This window comes from Bartonella jaculi (assembly GCF_039543045.1).
Taxonomy (GTDB): domain Bacteria; phylum Pseudomonadota; class Alphaproteobacteria; order Rhizobiales; family Rhizobiaceae; genus Bartonella; species Bartonella jaculi.
Window position 1 is genome coordinate 1 of sequence record NZ_BAABIZ010000028.1, and the last position, 15,784, is coordinate 15,784.

The window sequence follows — 15,784 nt, forward strand, 5'->3', positions numbered from 1 at the left end:
CGAATCTTAAAACAACCTTTGAAAGGTCTTTGAAGACCCTTTGAGAACCCCTTAAAAACTCTTTAAAACAAAATAAATTGGTACAAAACCTAGTGGCAAAATATACAAAACCTGCCGACAAGCTACATCAACGCATCCCTAACCTTTAAAAATTTAATAAAAAAGTATATTAATGAAAAGAAATTTGGCTCCCCGGGCCGGATTCGAACCAGCGACCAACCGGTTAACAGCCGGTTGCTCTACCGCTGAGCTACCGGGGAACAGTGCTCAATTGTCTAACTGCGAAGGCTATAGCAAAGCAATACTGATTTGCAAAGAGTAAAATTGTTTTTTTTAAAAAAAATATCAGAAATTGCATAATAGAGAGGAAAAAAGGTTAGAGAAAATTTCTATAGCTTGACGGATGCGTTGCCTTCCCTTATTGACATTTCTATATTTGTTGACGAGGCCTCGTGGCGGAATGGTTACGCAGAGGACTGCAAATCCTTGTATCCCGGTTCGATTCCGGGCGAGGCCTCCAGCCGATTTTAAACAAAATGGTCTTTAGGAGTAATACGCGCAAGTAAGTTGTTTCTTTCCATGGTAAAAACGCTTTACTGTGAGAGATTGTACGGTGAGAATCTCATTGTTGACTGTAGCGTACTTTTTTGTAACATCTGCAAATTTAGGTCCTCATTATAGCTGTTTTGTTGTATATAGGAGAAAAGGGGCATTATGGTTGCAGATTTTGCAGAGCTTCGCCGCAAAATGGTCGACAATCAAATTCGTACAGTAGATGTAACGGATTTATCAGTTCTTGAAGCGTTTTTAACGGTATCGCGTGAAGATTTTATACCGGAAGATATGAGAGCTTTGAGTTATCTTGATACCGATATCCTTATATGTTCAGCACAAAGTGAAGGGCCTGCCCGCTATTTGATGGCACCTGCGTCTTTAGCAAAATTATTACAGCTTGCGGCTGTAAAATCATCGGATATTGTTTTAAATATTGGTGCAAATAGCGGTTATTGCTCTGCATTGCTTTCAAAACTTGCGGGGGCTGTGATTGCGTTAGAAGCTAGTGAAACTCTTTCGAAATGTGCTGCCGAAATTTTGGAACGTCATCAATATGACAATGTGGTTGTGGTTCATGGACCATTAGAGCAGGGGTACGCCGATGAGGGGCCTTATGATGTGATTTTTATTGAGGGTTCTGTTGATTTTATTCCAGAGGATATCTTTGATCAAATGAAAAACTATGGGCGTCTTGTTGTGGTTGAAGGACATGGTAATGCCGGTGTTGCAAGAATTTATGTGAAAGAAGATGGAATTATTTCGGTGCGTCGTGCTTTTAATCTTGCTGTAAAATGTCTTCCTGGTTTTTTAAAAGCGCCTGACTTTGTATTTTAATGCTTGTTTTGTTTGTGTATAAAAGATAGTGGTGTGATGAGTTTGGGGTATGCTGTTGTGTGTATTGTATTCAAAATAAACAAAAAGTTTCAGGTGTGTTTGTTTTTGGCGCTGAGTGTTTTACTATCAGGGTCAGTTTGTGCTGAAACATTGATGGATGCTTTTGCTAAAGCTTATGTAAACAATGCCAAGTTGAATAGTGAACGGGCTGCTGTGCGTATCTCCAGTGATGATGTGGTGATCGCAAGGTCGGGGTTATTACCACAAATTGAAGGAATTGGGAGCTATGGGCGAAATAAGTCCATTACAGGTCCTTATACGACTTCTGGATCTTTTGGGGTAAGATTAAATCAAAGGTTATTTGATGGCTTTATCACGCAAAATATGTTTTCTGCAGCTCAGATTAAGCTGCAAGCGCAGCGCGAGTATCTTCGTAATGCTGAACAAAATATGTTTCTGGATACTGTAACAGCGTATGCTAATGTGTATCAAGCACGTCGTATTGCTGATCTTCGTAGGGAAAATTTGGCTGCTCTTGAAGAGCAAGTTCGTTCGAATAAAGCAAAACTTGATGTGGGAGAAGGGGGACGCGTTGATCTTTCTCAGGCACAAGCTGCGCGTTCTGTGGCTGTTTCAGAACTTAGTCTTGCACGTGCTGATGTAAAGTCAGCAGAAGCAGTCTATCGACAAATTGTTGGTTCTGATCCTGACAAGTTAAAACGTCCACAGGTGGCAGGAGGTTTGCCGGTAAATCTTAATGCCGCTTACCAAATGAGCGTTGCACTGCATCCGGCAATTCTTTATGCAAAATATTTAGTTGATGCTAGTTTTTATAATGTAAAGGCAAAAGAAGGAGCGTTACTTCCTAAAATTGATTTTTCTGCAGCTGCGTCTTATAATCGTATTTACAGTGGTCTTGGGGAGGATGGAGTTTCTAAATCAATAGGGTTGTCACTGAGTGTTCCAATTTTTGAAGGTGGGCGTACATCTGCGCAGATTCGCCAATCAAAGGAACAGCTTGGGCAAGCTCATCTCCAGCTTGATTTGGCTCAGAGTAATACAAGACAGGCACTTACTTCTGCTTGGTTTCAGTTAGAAGGTGCACGTTCATCTGTCGTTGCTTATCGTGAGAGTGTTCGTGCTGCTGAAATTGCTCTTAATGGTCGTGTTCAAGAGAATCACGTAGGGCAGGCGACTACATTGGATGTTTTAAATTCTCGCACTCAGTTGATTAATGCTCAAATTGCACTTGTGATGGCAGAGCGTAATGCTGTTGTAGCGAGTTACGGTGTTCAATCTGCCATTGGTAAATTAACAGCAAATTATTTAGGCTTGAAAACGATTAAGTATAATTGATAAAAGTGTAAAAATGGTTCTTTGAATATGCTAAAGAGTTTTAATCTTTAAAAGATCAGAAAATCGGTAGTTCAGCATGTTAGAAAATAGAGCGGTTAAGTGTTATTTTTTATAAATGAAGAAAGTTGTGTGCAGCATCATTTTCATGACAAAGTGGCGTGTTGATCTTATGATTCTTTTGCTTACACTAAGAGTGTGATTCTGTTTGTGGTTGCGTCTTTGAGAGGTTTTTAAGTATGGTACAGAGTTCAAGCGTATTACGTGAGCCAAGTATGGATGAAATTTTGACATCTATTCGAGAAATAATCGAGGAGAATGCAGTTCAGCCTGATCACTTTTCAAATGAAAGTATTGCAGTGGATGCTCCTACAGATCGTTCAGCAGGGCCGTCGGAGAGTCTTTATGATACAACCTTATCGGTTGATGATGCTATGAAAGCTCTGGCTGATCGTATTGGTCTTTCTTCTGAAAAACAGGACTTTTCTTTAACGCAAGAGAAAGAAAATATAGAGGCAGAAAATAATACGGTTGGCGTGGATATGCAAAAAATGAAGCTTTCTTCTGAAGAGCAGCGTTCTGTTCATAAAACAAAAGAATCTAATGATGAGGTGTTTGTATCGCAGTCAGAAAATATGGCTGCTGATCGTGTAGAGCTTTCTGCGTATTGTATTTCTTCTGCGGAGAAGATTGCAAAGGATGTATTACGTCCAGCTTTAGCAGAATGGTTACAGCGTAAACTGCCTGTTTTGCTTGAAGATATTTTACGTGAAGAGATCGTTAAGGCAATTAAGAAGTCATCTTAACTTTTGCTTTTCTTATTATTTTTTATGATTTTGATTTTGTTTCTTATGAGAGTTTTGTCTGCAGTTTTGCAGGCTTAATGTGAAGAGACGAGGTTTGTGGAGAGTATGATCGGATTTTAGATCGTACAGTGCGCTTTTCAGCGGCGTTATGGGTGAGTGGAATGTTAGAAAAAAACTATGATGCTGCTTCCATAGAGCAACGGGTTGCAAAAAAGTGGGAAACTCGTGGTGCTTTTAAAGCGGGGATGGGGGCAAAAAGTGGTGCAGAGCCTTTTTGTGTTATGCTCCCGCCTCCTAATGTTACGGGCTCTCTCCATATGGGGCATGCACTCAATACGACAATTCAGGATATTATGGTTCGCTTTCAGCGGATGCGTGGTAAAAATGTGTTATGGCAGCCCGGTATGGATCATGCAGGGATTGCAACGCAAATGGTTGTTGAGCGTCAACTTGCAGAGCGCCAAGAGCCAACGCGTCAGGAAATGGGTAGGGAAAAGTTTATTGAGCGTATTTGGGAATGGCGTCACGAGACTGGAGGCGTTATTGCCAATCAACTACGGCGCCTTGGTGTTTCATGTGATTGGTCGCGTGAACGGTTTACAATGGATGAAGGCTTATCCCAAGCTGTCCGTGAAGTTTTTGTCACGCTTTATAAGCAAGGGCTGATATATAAGGATAAGCGTTTGGTCAATTGGGATCCTAAATTGTTGACGGCTATTTCGGATCTTGAAGTTGAGCAAAAAGAAGTTAAAGGCCATTTGTGGCACTTTAGGTATCCACTTGAAGGTAAAGTTTTTGATCCAAGTGATGCTACGACTTTTATAACAGTTGCGACAACACGACCAGAAACAATGCTTGGTGATACGGGAATCGCAGTTAATCCTGAAGATGATCGTTATAAAAATCTTATAGGTCAAAATGCTCTTTTGCCGCTTATTGGTCGTAGGTTGTTGATTGTTGGTGATGCTTATGCTGATCCTGATGAGGGAAGTGGTGCTGTAAAAATCACACCAGCACATGACTTTAATGATTTTGAAGTAGGGAAGCGCAATAATTTACGTTTGATCAATATTTTTACGCAAAAAGCTGAGATTTTTCTGCATGAGAATGAAGCGTTTTTTGATGGTTTGGTCTTAACGGATGAATTGAAAACATTGGTGGAAAATTTAGACAAATCTGATCGTTTTGTTGCACGCAATCGGATTGTTTCTTTGATGGAAGAGAAGGGGTATTTAGTCACTGTTGATGAGCATCCACATACTGTTCCTCATGGAGATCGGAGTGGGGTACCTATTGAGCCCTTCTTGACAGATCAATGGTATGTTAATGCTGCAGAATTAGCTAAGCCAGCAATAGAGGCTGTTCGTCAAGGAAAAACGCAATTTGTGCCCGACAATTGGGGAAAAACTTATTTCAATTGGATGCAAAATATTCAACCTTGGTGTATTTCGCGCCAATTATGGTGGGGACATCAGATTCCAGCGTGGTACGGACCTGATGGCACAGTTTTTGTGGAAAAAAATGAAGAAGAGGCTTTAGATGCGGCTCTCTCTCATTATGGTGAAGTGGTTAAGTTAACACGTGATCAGGATGTTTTAGATACTTGGTTTTCATCAGCTCTTTGGCCTTTTTCAACGCTAGGCTGGCCAAATAAAACGATTGAATTAGCCACCTTTTACCCAACATCTCTATCGGTTACTGGGTTTGATATTATTTTCTTTTGGGTTGCTCGCATGATGATGATGGGACTTCATTTTATGGGTGAGGTTCCTTTTCCAACGGTTTATGTGCACGCTCTCGTACGGGATCAGAAGGGGGCAAAGATGTCAAAGTCGAAGGGAAATATTATTGATCCATTGGAGCTTATTGATCAATATAGCGCAGATGCACTCCGTTTTACTTTGGCTATTATGGCAGCACAAGGTCGTGATGTAAAACTTGATCCTTCCCGTATTGCAGGTTATCGTAATTTTGCTACGAAGTTATGGAATGCTACCCGATTTGCAAAGATGAACGGTGTTAAGCATAATCCAACTTTTAAGCCAGAAAAAGCAAAGCTTGCACTTAATCGTTGGATTTTAACAGAGTTGTCTAAAACTGTTTCGGCAGTAACCACCGGTATTGAAAACTATAAGTTTAATGAGTCTGCTAGTGCACTTTATCGCTTCATTTGGAATACACTCTGTGATTGGTACTTAGAGCTTCTCAAACCTGTTTTTCAAGGTTCGAATGAAGATGCTAAAAGTGAAGTTCAGGCATGTACTGCTTGGGTTTTAGATGAGGTTTATAAGCTTCTTCATCCTTTTATGCCTCATATGACGGAGGAGTTGTGGTCTCTCACAGAAACGCCAAGCATGAAGCGTGAAGATATGCTGGCATTGATGCAATGGCCAGAAGGAATGTTTGCAGATGAAGAGGCTGCTTCTGATATTAATTGGCTTATTGATGTTGTCAGTGGGATTCGGTCTGTGCGTTTTGAAATGAATATTCCTGCGGGGACCTTAGCGCCTCTTGTTATTGTAGAAGGAGGAGAACTAACACGAGAGCGTGTGCAACGTTATGATGTTCTCCTTAAAAAATTGGCACGTATTGAAACAGTTCATTTTTCTGATAAAGTTCCAGCTGTATCAGCGCAAATGATTTTAGGAGAGGCAATTTTTTGTTTACCATTGGGGCAGTTGATTGATTTGGAAGCTGAACGTGCTCGTTTGATGAAAGATGTCAGTAAAATTGAGAAAGATATTGAGAAGATATCGATTAAACTAAACAATCCCAAATTTATAGAAAATGCAAAACCGGAAATTGTCGAGGTTGAACGTAATAGGATTATAGAATTACGAGCTGCGCAGAAAAAAATATCTGTTGCTTTAGAGCGGTTGGTATAATTGCGCTTTTTTATTCTGTTCTTTTCAAAGAAAACTCTATGCTATTGCGTTGCTGATTTATAGATTTCCTTTAAAGGGAATTTCTTTTCATAGCGTTATTTAATGAATGTTATAATGAAAAGTCTGCTGTGCTTTGCCGTTTTTTATGTTTATGAAGTAATCAGTTAACACCATCATTAATGTTTATCACTTTTGAAAATTGATGCTGCTCTCGTGTTTAAACGGTTGATTAATCATATGTTACATTTATTCTAAAATTGCTTTTTAATATATATCTATGGAATAGTTTTTTCTGTTTCATAATAAGAATGTGAAAATAATCAAAATTATAATACCAAGAGATCTTCTATAAAATACAGAATAATGATTTATACTTATAAATTAATTTTTTATACACAAAAGTAAAACTTTCTTTTAGTCGGGTATTTTAGGCAATTTTTATTTATTGATCTTTTCTGCTAAAATGCTTGTTGTGATATCTTTTTTCTCTCTTACTAAGAAGAAGATTTCGAATCTATACAAAGAAATTTGTAATAGATATGATGATTAAAACCGAGATAATGGGGGAGATTTTTAGATGATAAATAGGCTTAGAGCATCGAAAAAATTTGCTATTATTATTACTTTAGGAGGATTTCTTTTTTGGGAAGCACTTTCTACTGCTTATGGAATAGATGCCAATGGATTACAGAAAGCTACTGATAATTCGTCTTATTTTTTGAAACGTGGTATGTCTGCTTATAAAAATGGTCAAATAAATCAAGCACTTTCAGCATTACGTTGTGCAGCTAATATGGGCCATATTGGTGCAAATTGGAAACTTGGCCATATCTATGCAGAGGGTGATGGTGTACCTAAGGATGATTATAAAGCATATACCTTTTTTGCACATATTGTTGAAAAAGGTGCAGATCTTGGTTCAGAGAATGAAAGCTATGTTTCTGATGCATTGGTTAAACTTGCGGGTTATATAAAAAAAGGTATTCCTCAATCATCTGTAAAACCTAATCCTTTTTATGCTGCTCGTCTTTATATGCAGGCAGCGATGAATTATGGAAATCCTATAGCTGAGTATCACTTGGGAAAAATCTTTTTAAAGGGAGAGGGAAGAGAAAAAAATCTTGTACAGGCGGCACGGTGGTTTCAGCTTTCAGCAAGAAAGGGGAATCCTCCTGCTCAAGCAATGCTTGGGAATATGCTTTTTCAGGCAGGAAAAACAGTTCGCGGTGTTGCGATGTTAACTGCAGCTTATGAAAAAGCCAATGCAAAAGACCGTGATTGGATCCGTCCTATGCAAGAGCGCGCTTTTGCCATTTGTAATGAATTCGAGCGACGTACGGCCATGTCTCTGGTCGATGATATTCTAAAAAATAAAAGTTTTTGAATATTTTATTACAACGTTTCTTGAACTTCCTGATAGCAGAATACAGATTTTTATTCGAGCTTAAACAGGAAGAGTTTTTGGTCAACATAATGTAGCGATTAATGACTGAGAATTTTAGATAAAAACTCTTGTGCACGCGGTGTTCTCGCTTGCGGAGCGGAGAAAAACTCTTTGGATGAACAATCTTCGAGAATTTGTCCCTGATCCATGAAAATAACACGCTCTGATACTTTTTGAGCAAAACCCATTTCATGCGTTACACACATCATCGTCATACCTTCTTCTGCTAAGCCGATCATGACATCGAGTACTTCACCAACCATTTCAGGATCTAGAGCAGATGTAGGTTCATCAAAAAGCATAACAAGTGGGTCCATAGTTAAGGCGCGTGCAATAGCAACACGTTGTTGTTGACCTCCGGAAAGTTGACCGGGATATTTATCTTTATGTGCAATGAGTCCAACACGTTCAAGATATAATAAACCGCGTTCAAGTGCTTCTTTTTTGTTGCGCTTTAGAACTTTGATTTGTGCTATTGTCAAATTTTCTGTGACAGATAAATGTGGAAAAAGCTCGAAATGTTGAAATACCATTCCTACGTGACTGCGCAATTTAGGCAGATTTGTTTGTTTTGAATGCACTGGTACTCCATCAATCCAAATTTCACCTTTTTGAAAAGGTACCAAAGCATTAATAGTTTTAATAAGTGTTGACTTTCCTGAACCTGATGGTCCACAAACTACAACAACTTCTCCTTTGTTAATAGTGGTTGTACAGTTTTTAAGAACATTAACTTCGCCATACCAGTTGGAAACGTTTTTTATTTCGATCATGTGAGTAGACATTTTTTTTTCCTGTTAGCGAACAATGGATATTTTTTTCTGTAAATGTAAAACTATTTGCGACAGTGTGAAACAGATAACAAAATAGAAAATGGCTGCCAAGACATAAGCTTCTTGCTTTACACCAAAATTGTTAGCAACAATATCAAAACCATTCAAAAGGCTGTTGCCACTGATTGCATAAACGAGCGTTGTATCCTGAAAAAGTATAATAACTTGTGTTAAAAAGACTGGTAGCATGTCTCTAAAAGCTTGGGGAAGGATTACAATGTACATATTTTGCCAATATGTCATTCCAAGAGCTTGTCCCGCATATTTTTGTCCTTGCGAAACTGAATTTATACCAGCACGCATAATTTCAGCAAAATAAGCGGTTTCAAATGCAGTAAAGGTAATGAGTGCTGATTTATTTGCACCGATTGATGTGCCGGTAATGAAAGGCAAAAGCACAAAAAACCATAAGATAACCATAACAAGCGGTATGGAGCGCATAGCAGTTATATAAATTATTGCAAGCGAAGAGAGCAGTTTAATGGAAGAAAGACGCATCATTGCTAAAAGCGTGCCAAAAATAAATCCAAATACCGTCGCAAAAAGGGTTAGAAAAATACTAAAGAGCAAACCTGATAAAATGTAAGAACAGAATATGTCAAAAGTGAAAAACGAAAAATCAAAGTCTGAAAAATTGAAAGGCGAAGAAAATCCAAAATGAGAGCTCATGAAATCTATCATATTCAATGTCCCTCCGTTTGAGAATTAGGAATTTTGAGCATTTGTTCAATCACTGTCATAATGGTGAATATGAACAGTGCTATCAGAATATAAAGAATTGTGACGAGCAAATAGTTCTCGTAAACATGACTTATTTCTTCAATCGTTTGGTATTGAAATTGCATGAGTTCATTTATTGATACGGCGAATGCTATAGATGAGTTTTTTACAATCCCCATTGCTTCTGAAGTAAGTGGAGGCATGATTGTGCGCATAGCACGCGGTAATATGATGTAGCGATAACTTTGATATGTCGTAAAACCCATTGCCATCGCTGCATAGCGCTGTCCAGAAGAAATAGCTTCAATCCCTGAACGAACCTGTTCTGCTATGCGTGCAGATGTAAAAAATCCCAAGGCACATGTTATTAAAAGAATTGGTGAAAAATTCATAGCTGGTGGATAAATTTTAGGCACAACAAAATACCATAAAAAGACCTGTACAAGGAGAGGAATGTTACGCATAATTTCCACCCAAATACTGGCAATAGCACGAAATGAGCAAGTGATTATGGAAGTATTCGGGAGAGTGCGCATTGTTCCTATAATAACACCAAAAAATACAGCTAAGATCAGTGAAGTAATGGAGAGTACAACTGTATTTTTTAATCCATCGAGCAGTGTATCTAAATAGGTATGACTCACGCCAGAGGTTCCGAGGCACCCCGCTACCAGTGTTTGGGTGAGATCATCTTTACAAAGGAAAGAAAAGTCCATTGATTGATATTTCCTAAATTTAGTTATTTACAAAACAGGGCAATAAACCAGCTGTACTTACATATGGGGAATTTACTGAAAAGTGAACTAAAAAATAACCACACTCAATTTTCAAAGAGTGTGGTTATCCTTTTTTTAAAAATTCTACAAATTGTTTTCTGTGTATTTTTCTCGAGGCTTATTGTTTGGATGTTCCCAAGCATATTTCGTTGATTTGGACAAGGGAAGGTTGACGATAGTATTTGCAGGTGGAGTTGGTTTCATAAACCATTTCTCATAAAGTTTTTCAAGTGATTCGTCTTTGATTTGGCGTACAATGCTATCGTTGATCGCTTGTTCAAAGTTTTTGTCGTGCAGTCGGAGCATGCAGGCGATGGGTTCGACTGAAAGTACACTATCAAGAATGACATAATCAGATGGGTTTTTTGATTTGGCAATATGCCCAGCAAGAATTGAAGCATCCATAACAAATGCGTCTGCACGGCCTGATTCTAGCAATAAAAAGCTATCTCCATGGTCTTTTCCTTTCACGACATTAAAGTCAATGTTTTTTGCACGTTTATTTTTGCGGAGCAGTTGAACAGACGTTGTACCGGTAGTGGTTGCGATTGTTTTCCCATTCAAATCCTCAAGAGATTTAATGTTAGAATTTTTCTTTACTGCAATTCGAACTTCTTCGACGTAAGTGGTATAAGCAAATGCTACTTCCTTACTGCGAGAAACATCATTTGTTGTTGAGCCACACTCAAAATCATAGGTGCTGTTTTTCAAGAGAGGGATTCTATTTTGTGATGTGATGGGAAGATAATGAATTTTAATTGGTTTACCAATTTTTTTTGAAATATCGTCAATGATGTGCTCTGCCATTTCTGTGTGGAAGCCTACATATTTTCCATTGCCAAGAGCATAAGCTAGTCCTGATGATTCACGGACACCTAAGGTGATCTCTCCCGTTTTTTTAATTTTTTCAAGTGTATCGTTCCCAGCATGTGCGACATTTGTGAGTCCAATGCCAGCCGCTGCAATAAATATTAACAGTGATTTTTTCATTATGTCTTCCATTCATTTATGTTTTTTATTCTTGTTTTATGTTTTAAATATATTGTTATTCATAGTGTAGCACATTTATATTCTAGGTGGGATATTTTTTTATTTAAAAAATCATGCGTTGTATTTTGTTTATTGTAATTTAAAGTGAGCCCAAACGGGAGTGTGGTCTGATGGTTTTTGATAGCCTCTTACTTCTTTTTGGCTATAAGCGCAGATAAGTTGATCGACAGCTTCTGGTGATAATAATAAGTGATCAATGCGAATCCCGTTATTTTTGCGCCATGCACCCGCTTGGAAATCCCAGAAGCTAAATGAGGGGGTATCTGTGACATTACGAATAGCGTCATAAAAACCTAAATGAACTATACGTTGGAATGCTTGTCTTGTTTGTGGAAGAAATAAGGCGTCATGCCTCCATTCTTTGGGGGTTTTTGCATCCAATAGGGTAGGGATAACGTTATAATCACCAGCTAAGACAAGTGGTTCTTCATAGGTAAGTAATGATTTTGCATGTGCGTATAATCTCTCCATCCACTCCATTTTATAAGGGTATTTTTCACTGTTTGTGGGATTACCATTGGGAAGATAGAGTGATGCAACACGAATGACGCCTTTATTTGTTGAATAAACGGCTTCAATGTAACGTGATTGTTCGTCATTTTCATTGCCTGGTAAACGGCGAATAACTTCATCAGGCGTTTTTTTAGAGAGAATCGCAACACCATTAAAACTTTTTTGTCCGTGCGTTTCTATGTGATAACCTAGATTTTTAATTGCATCACGTGGAAAATTCTCATCGGTACTTTTAATTTCTTGTAGACAGACTATATCGGGCTGATTTTGCTGTAGCCATTGATATAATGTTTCATGCCGCGCTTTTATTCCGGCAATATTCCACGTTACTATTTTCATGACCTTATCTTAAATATCGTGTGTGCAATTGGTTGAATTACTAGGTTAATTTATAAATGCTCAAGATATGTTGCGCTATGTCGCGGCTCTTTATTATTGTGGTTGAGAATATTAATATGATAATCTGATTTATCAAGAATTCCTGTAAAAGCAAAATTTTAAAGTACGGCGATTTAATTTATTTTCATTTTTAAAAACTTTCTGATGTTTAGTTCTTGACGAATGTATCTGTTCTCGTTATTAGAGGCTATCACAGCCGATGATAAGAGTGATTGACGTTTTTGGTGTTTATCAAATTATTATCAAGTAAGGGTTGTTTTAAAAGATTAAAAGCAAATGCAAGTGCAAAAGGCTTTTGCCTTCTCTGCGTGTAGTCGGGTAAGCTGTTTATAGCAGGTGTGCCCGATTTTGTATGTAAGCTTAGGTGTTTGCTCCGATTGTGTCGGAATAGATACAAATAATAAAGCCCAAATGGGTGAGACGAACGTAGATCGAAAAAAAGAGGAAGGTTACATGCCTACCGTAAATCAGTTGATTCGCAAGCCTCGTGTGGCGCCAGTTAAGCGCAATAAGGTTCCTGCCCTTCAATCTAATCCACAGAAGCGTGGTGTTTGTACACGTGTCTATACAACGACACCGAAGAAGCCAAATTCTGCTCTTCGGAAAGTTGCTAAAGTCCGTTTGACAAATGGATTTGAGGTGATTGGTTATATCCCTGGAGAGGGGCATAATCTTCAAGAGCACTCTGTTGTGATGATTCGTGGTGGTCGTGTGAAGGATTTGCCAGGAGTTCGTTATCACATTATCCGTGGGTTACTTGATACACAGGGTGTCAAGAATCGTAAACAGCGTCGTTCAAAGTATGGCGCGAAGCGTCCAAAATAATATTGAGAGACAGAGTCCATGTCCCGTCGCCATAGAGCAGAAAAACGTGAAATTAATCCAGATCCAAAATTTGGTGATTTGGTTATTACAAAATTTATGAATGCTGTCATGTTTGATGGCAAAAAGTCGGTTGCCGAGCGTATTGTTTATGGTGCGCTTGATGCTGTGGAGAATAAGGTGAAATCAGATCCTGTGGCTTTGTTTCATCAGGCGTTAGAGAATGTTGCTCCTCATATTGAGGTTCGCTCACGACGCGTTGGTGGTGCTACTTATCAGGTTCCGATTGAGGTGCGTCCTGATCGTCGTCAGGCTCTTGCTATCCGTTGGTTGATTACGGCGGCGCGTGGACGTAATGAGACAACAATGATTGATCGTCTTTCTGGTGAATTAATGGATGCGGCTAATAATCGTGGTTCTGCGGTTAAGAAGCGTGAGGATGTTCACCGTATGGCTGAGGCTAACCGTGCGTTCTCTCATTATCGCTGGTAAGTGTGTTTAAAACTAAGGCAAGTGCAATGGCTCGCGAATATAAAATTGAAGATTATCGTAATTTTGGTATTATGGCACACATCGATGCCGGTAAGACCACTATGACTGAGCGTATTTTGTTCTATACTGGTAAGAGTCATAAAATCGGTGAGACCCATGATGGTGCTTCTACAATGGATTGGATGGAGCAAGAGCAAGAGCGTGGTATTACGATTACGTCCGCTGCGACAACGACCTTTTGGGAAGGGCGTGATGGTCGAAAGCGGCGCTTTAACATCATTGATACGCCAGGGCATGTTGATTTTACGATTGAGGTTGAGCGCTCTTTGCGGGTCCTTGATGGTGCGATAGCGTTGTTGGATGCAAATGCTGGTGTGGAGCCTCAGACGGAAACTGTCTGGCGGCAAGCTGAGAAGTATCGTGTGCCACGCATGGTTTTTGTTAATAAAATGGACAAGATAGGTGCTGATTTTTATCGTAGTGTTGAGATGGTTGGCTCGCGTTTGGGGGCTAGGGCACTTGTTTTGCAGTTGCCGATCGGTGCTGAAAATGATTTTGAAGGTGTCGTTGATCTTGTCGAAATGAAGGCATTGAAATGGGATGGCTCTATCGGTGCTTCAGCAGTAGTAAGTGAGATTCCCTCCGATTTGCAGGAGAAGGCAGAAGAGTATCGCGAAAAGCTAATCGAGATGGCTGTTGAAGTTGATGAGGCTGCGACAGAGGCTTATTTGGAGGGTGTTATGCCAACCAATGAACAGCTTGTTGCTCTCATTCGTAAGGGAACTATAGAGGTTCAATTTCATCCAGTTCTTTGTGGCACGGCTTTTAAAAATAAAGGCGTTCAGCCACTTTTAGATGCTGTTGTTTCTTATCTTCCTTCTCCAGTTGATGTTCCTGCAATTAGTGGTGTTGATGTGAAGACTGAGGGTGAGACAACGCGTGAATCTTCAGATGATGCTCCACTTTCTATGCTGGCTTTTAAGATTATGAATGATCCGTTTGTGGGATCGCTGACTTTCTGTCGTATTTATTCTGGTAAGGTTCAAAAGGGTATTTCTCTCGAGAATACTGTAAAGAGGAAGAAGGAGCGTTTGGGGCGTATGCTTCAAATGCATTCTAATTCTCGTGAAGATATTGAGGAGGCGTTTGCTGGTGATATTGTTGCTCTCGCAGGGCTTAAAGAGACGACAACGGGTGATACTCTTTGTGACCCTCTAAAGCCTGTTATTTTGGAGAGAATGGAGTTTCCAGAGCCTGTTATTGAGATTGCGATTGAGCCAAAGACAAAAGCAGACCAAGAGAAAATGGGTATTGCACTCAATCGTCTGGCGGCAGAAGATCCTTCGTTTCGTGTAAAGTCAGATGAGGAATCAGGTCAAACGATTATAGCTGGTATGGGTGAGCTTCATCTTGATATTATTGTTGATCGTATGCGGCGAGAGTTTAAGGTTGAGGCTAATGTTGGGCAACCTCAAGTTGCTTATCGTGAATCGATCACAAAAACTGCAGAAATCGATTATACGCATAAGAAGCAGTCTGGTGGAGCAGGGCAATTTGCTCGTGTAAAAATTATTTTTGAACCTCACGATGGCGATGATTTTATCTTTGAGTCAAAAATTGTCGGTGGTGCTGTTCCTAAAGAATATATTCCTGGTGTTCAAAAGGGGATTGAGAGTGTTATGGGTTCGGGGCCTCTTGCAGGTTTCCCTATGCTTGGTGTAAAAGCTACTTTGATCGATGGTGGTTATCATGATGTTGATTCTTCCGTTTTGGCTTTTGAAATTGCTGCTCGTGCGGCTTTTCGCGATGGAGCGAAGAAGGCTGGTGCACAGCTTCTTGAGCCGATTATGAAGGTAGAAGTTGTAACTCCAGAAGATTATGTTGGTGATGTCATTGGTGATTTAAATTCTCGTCGTGGTCAGATTTCAGGGACTGAGGCGCGTGGTATTGCAACAGTCGTGAATGCAATGGTCCCTTTGGCAAATATGTTTGGTTATGTGAACAATCTTCGTTCGATGAGTCAAGGGCGTGCGCAGTATACGATGCAGTTTGATCATTACGAGCCTGTCCCTTCGGCTGTTGCTTTGGAGATTCAAAAGAAATACGCGTAATTTGAAGTTACGTAATTAATTTTTTAACTTAGTCCTTTTTGGGGGACAGAAAATGGAGAGCTCAAATGGCAAAGAGCAAATTTGAACGTACGAAGCCGCATGTTAATATTGGTACGATTGGTCACGTTGACCATGGGAAGACTTCGCTAACAGCGGCGATTACGAAGTATTTTGGTGAATTTAAAGCGTAT

Annotated in this window: 14 protein-coding genes and 2 tRNA genes; 10 read left to right on the forward strand and 6 right to left on the reverse strand. The window is 39.4% G+C overall.

Going from position 1 to position 15,784, the window contains the following annotated elements:
• Positions 1-185: 185 nt before the first annotated feature.
• Positions 186-260: transfer RNA gene (locus ABD915_RS07800), tRNA-Asn, on the reverse strand.
• Positions 261-446: 186 nt separating this feature from the next.
• Here ABD915_RS07800 and ABD915_RS07805 point away from each other — a divergent pair.
• The 6 genes from ABD915_RS07805 to ABD915_RS07830 all read left to right on the forward strand — a co-directional run bounded on the left by ABD915_RS07805 (position 447) and on the right by ABD915_RS07830 (position 7,817).
• Positions 447-520, forward strand: a tRNA-Cys gene (locus ABD915_RS07805).
• Between the two features lie 194 nt (positions 521-714).
• On the forward strand, positions 715-1,389 hold the full coding sequence (locus tag ABD915_RS07810) for a protein-L-isoaspartate O-methyltransferase family protein (protein ID WP_345117137.1): 675 nt from the start codon (positions 715-717) through the stop codon (positions 1,387-1,389).
• Between the two features lie 36 nt (positions 1,390-1,425).
• On the forward strand, positions 1,426-2,745 hold the full coding sequence (locus tag ABD915_RS07815) for a TolC family outer membrane protein (protein WP_425548201.1): 1,320 nt from the start codon (positions 1,426-1,428) through the stop codon (positions 2,743-2,745).
• 236 nt (positions 2,746-2,981) lie between these two features.
• Complete coding sequence (locus ABD915_RS07820; protein WP_345117141.1) at positions 2,982-3,548, forward strand: DUF2497 domain-containing protein; 567 nt, start codon at positions 2,982-2,984, stop codon at positions 3,546-3,548.
• Positions 3,549-3,709: 161 nt separating this feature from the next.
• Complete coding sequence (locus ABD915_RS07825) at positions 3,710-6,433, forward strand: valine--tRNA ligase (protein WP_345117160.1); 2,724 nt, start codon at positions 3,710-3,712, stop codon at positions 6,431-6,433.
• A gap of 577 nt (positions 6,434-7,010) precedes the next feature.
• Complete coding sequence (locus ABD915_RS07830; protein WP_345117143.1) at positions 7,011-7,817, forward strand: tetratricopeptide repeat protein; 807 nt, start codon at positions 7,011-7,013, stop codon at positions 7,815-7,817.
• 98 nt (positions 7,818-7,915) lie between these two features.
• Here the strand turns inward: ABD915_RS07830 and ABD915_RS07835 are convergent, their stop codons facing one another.
• The 5 genes from ABD915_RS07835 to xth form a co-directional block, all read right to left on the reverse strand.
• Positions 7,916-8,662, reverse strand: a complete 747-nt coding sequence (locus ABD915_RS07835; RefSeq protein WP_345117145.1) for an amino acid ABC transporter ATP-binding protein — start codon at positions 8,660-8,662, stop codon at positions 7,916-7,918.
• Between the two features lie 12 nt (positions 8,663-8,674).
• Complete coding sequence (locus ABD915_RS07840) at positions 8,675-9,391, reverse strand: amino acid ABC transporter permease (protein ID WP_345117147.1); 717 nt, start codon at positions 9,389-9,391, stop codon at positions 8,675-8,677.
• 2 nt (positions 9,392-9,393) lie between these two features.
• On the reverse strand, positions 9,394-10,146 hold the full coding sequence (locus tag ABD915_RS07845; RefSeq protein ID WP_345117149.1) for an amino acid ABC transporter permease: 753 nt from the start codon (positions 10,144-10,146) through the stop codon (positions 9,394-9,396).
• Positions 10,147-10,290: 144 nt separating this feature from the next.
• On the reverse strand, positions 10,291-11,196 hold the full coding sequence (locus ABD915_RS07850) for a transporter substrate-binding domain-containing protein (RefSeq protein WP_345117151.1): 906 nt from the start codon (positions 11,194-11,196) through the stop codon (positions 10,291-10,293).
• A 129-nt stretch (positions 11,197-11,325) separates the two neighbouring features.
• The gene (gene xth, locus ABD915_RS07855) at positions 11,326-12,108 is read right to left on the reverse strand and encodes an exodeoxyribonuclease III (RefSeq protein ID WP_345117153.1); all 783 of its coding nucleotides are present in this window, start codon (positions 12,106-12,108) and stop codon (positions 11,326-11,328) included.
• A gap of 513 nt (positions 12,109-12,621) precedes the next feature.
• On the opposite strand from xth, the gene rpsL reads away from it, so the two are divergent.
• The 4 genes from rpsL to ABD915_RS07875 all read left to right on the forward strand — a co-directional run.
• Positions 12,622-12,993, forward strand: a complete 372-nt coding sequence (gene rpsL / locus ABD915_RS07860; protein WP_004859227.1) for a 30S ribosomal protein S12 — start codon at positions 12,622-12,624, stop codon at positions 12,991-12,993.
• 18 nt (positions 12,994-13,011) lie between these two features.
• Positions 13,012-13,482: a 30S ribosomal protein S7 gene (rpsG, locus tag ABD915_RS07865; protein ID WP_345117156.1), complete on the forward strand. Its 471-nt coding sequence runs from the start codon at positions 13,012-13,014 to the stop codon at positions 13,480-13,482.
• 26 nt (positions 13,483-13,508) lie between these two features.
• Positions 13,509-15,593 carry an elongation factor G gene (fusA, locus tag ABD915_RS07870; RefSeq protein WP_345117158.1) on the forward strand — a complete coding sequence of 695 codons (2,085 nt, stop codon included), beginning with the start codon at positions 13,509-13,511 and terminating at the stop codon, positions 15,591-15,593.
• 65 nt (positions 15,594-15,658) lie between these two features.
• Positions 15,659-15,784: GTP-binding protein (locus ABD915_RS07875; protein ID WP_234924853.1), on the forward strand; the 126-nt coding region annotated here is incomplete at its 3' end.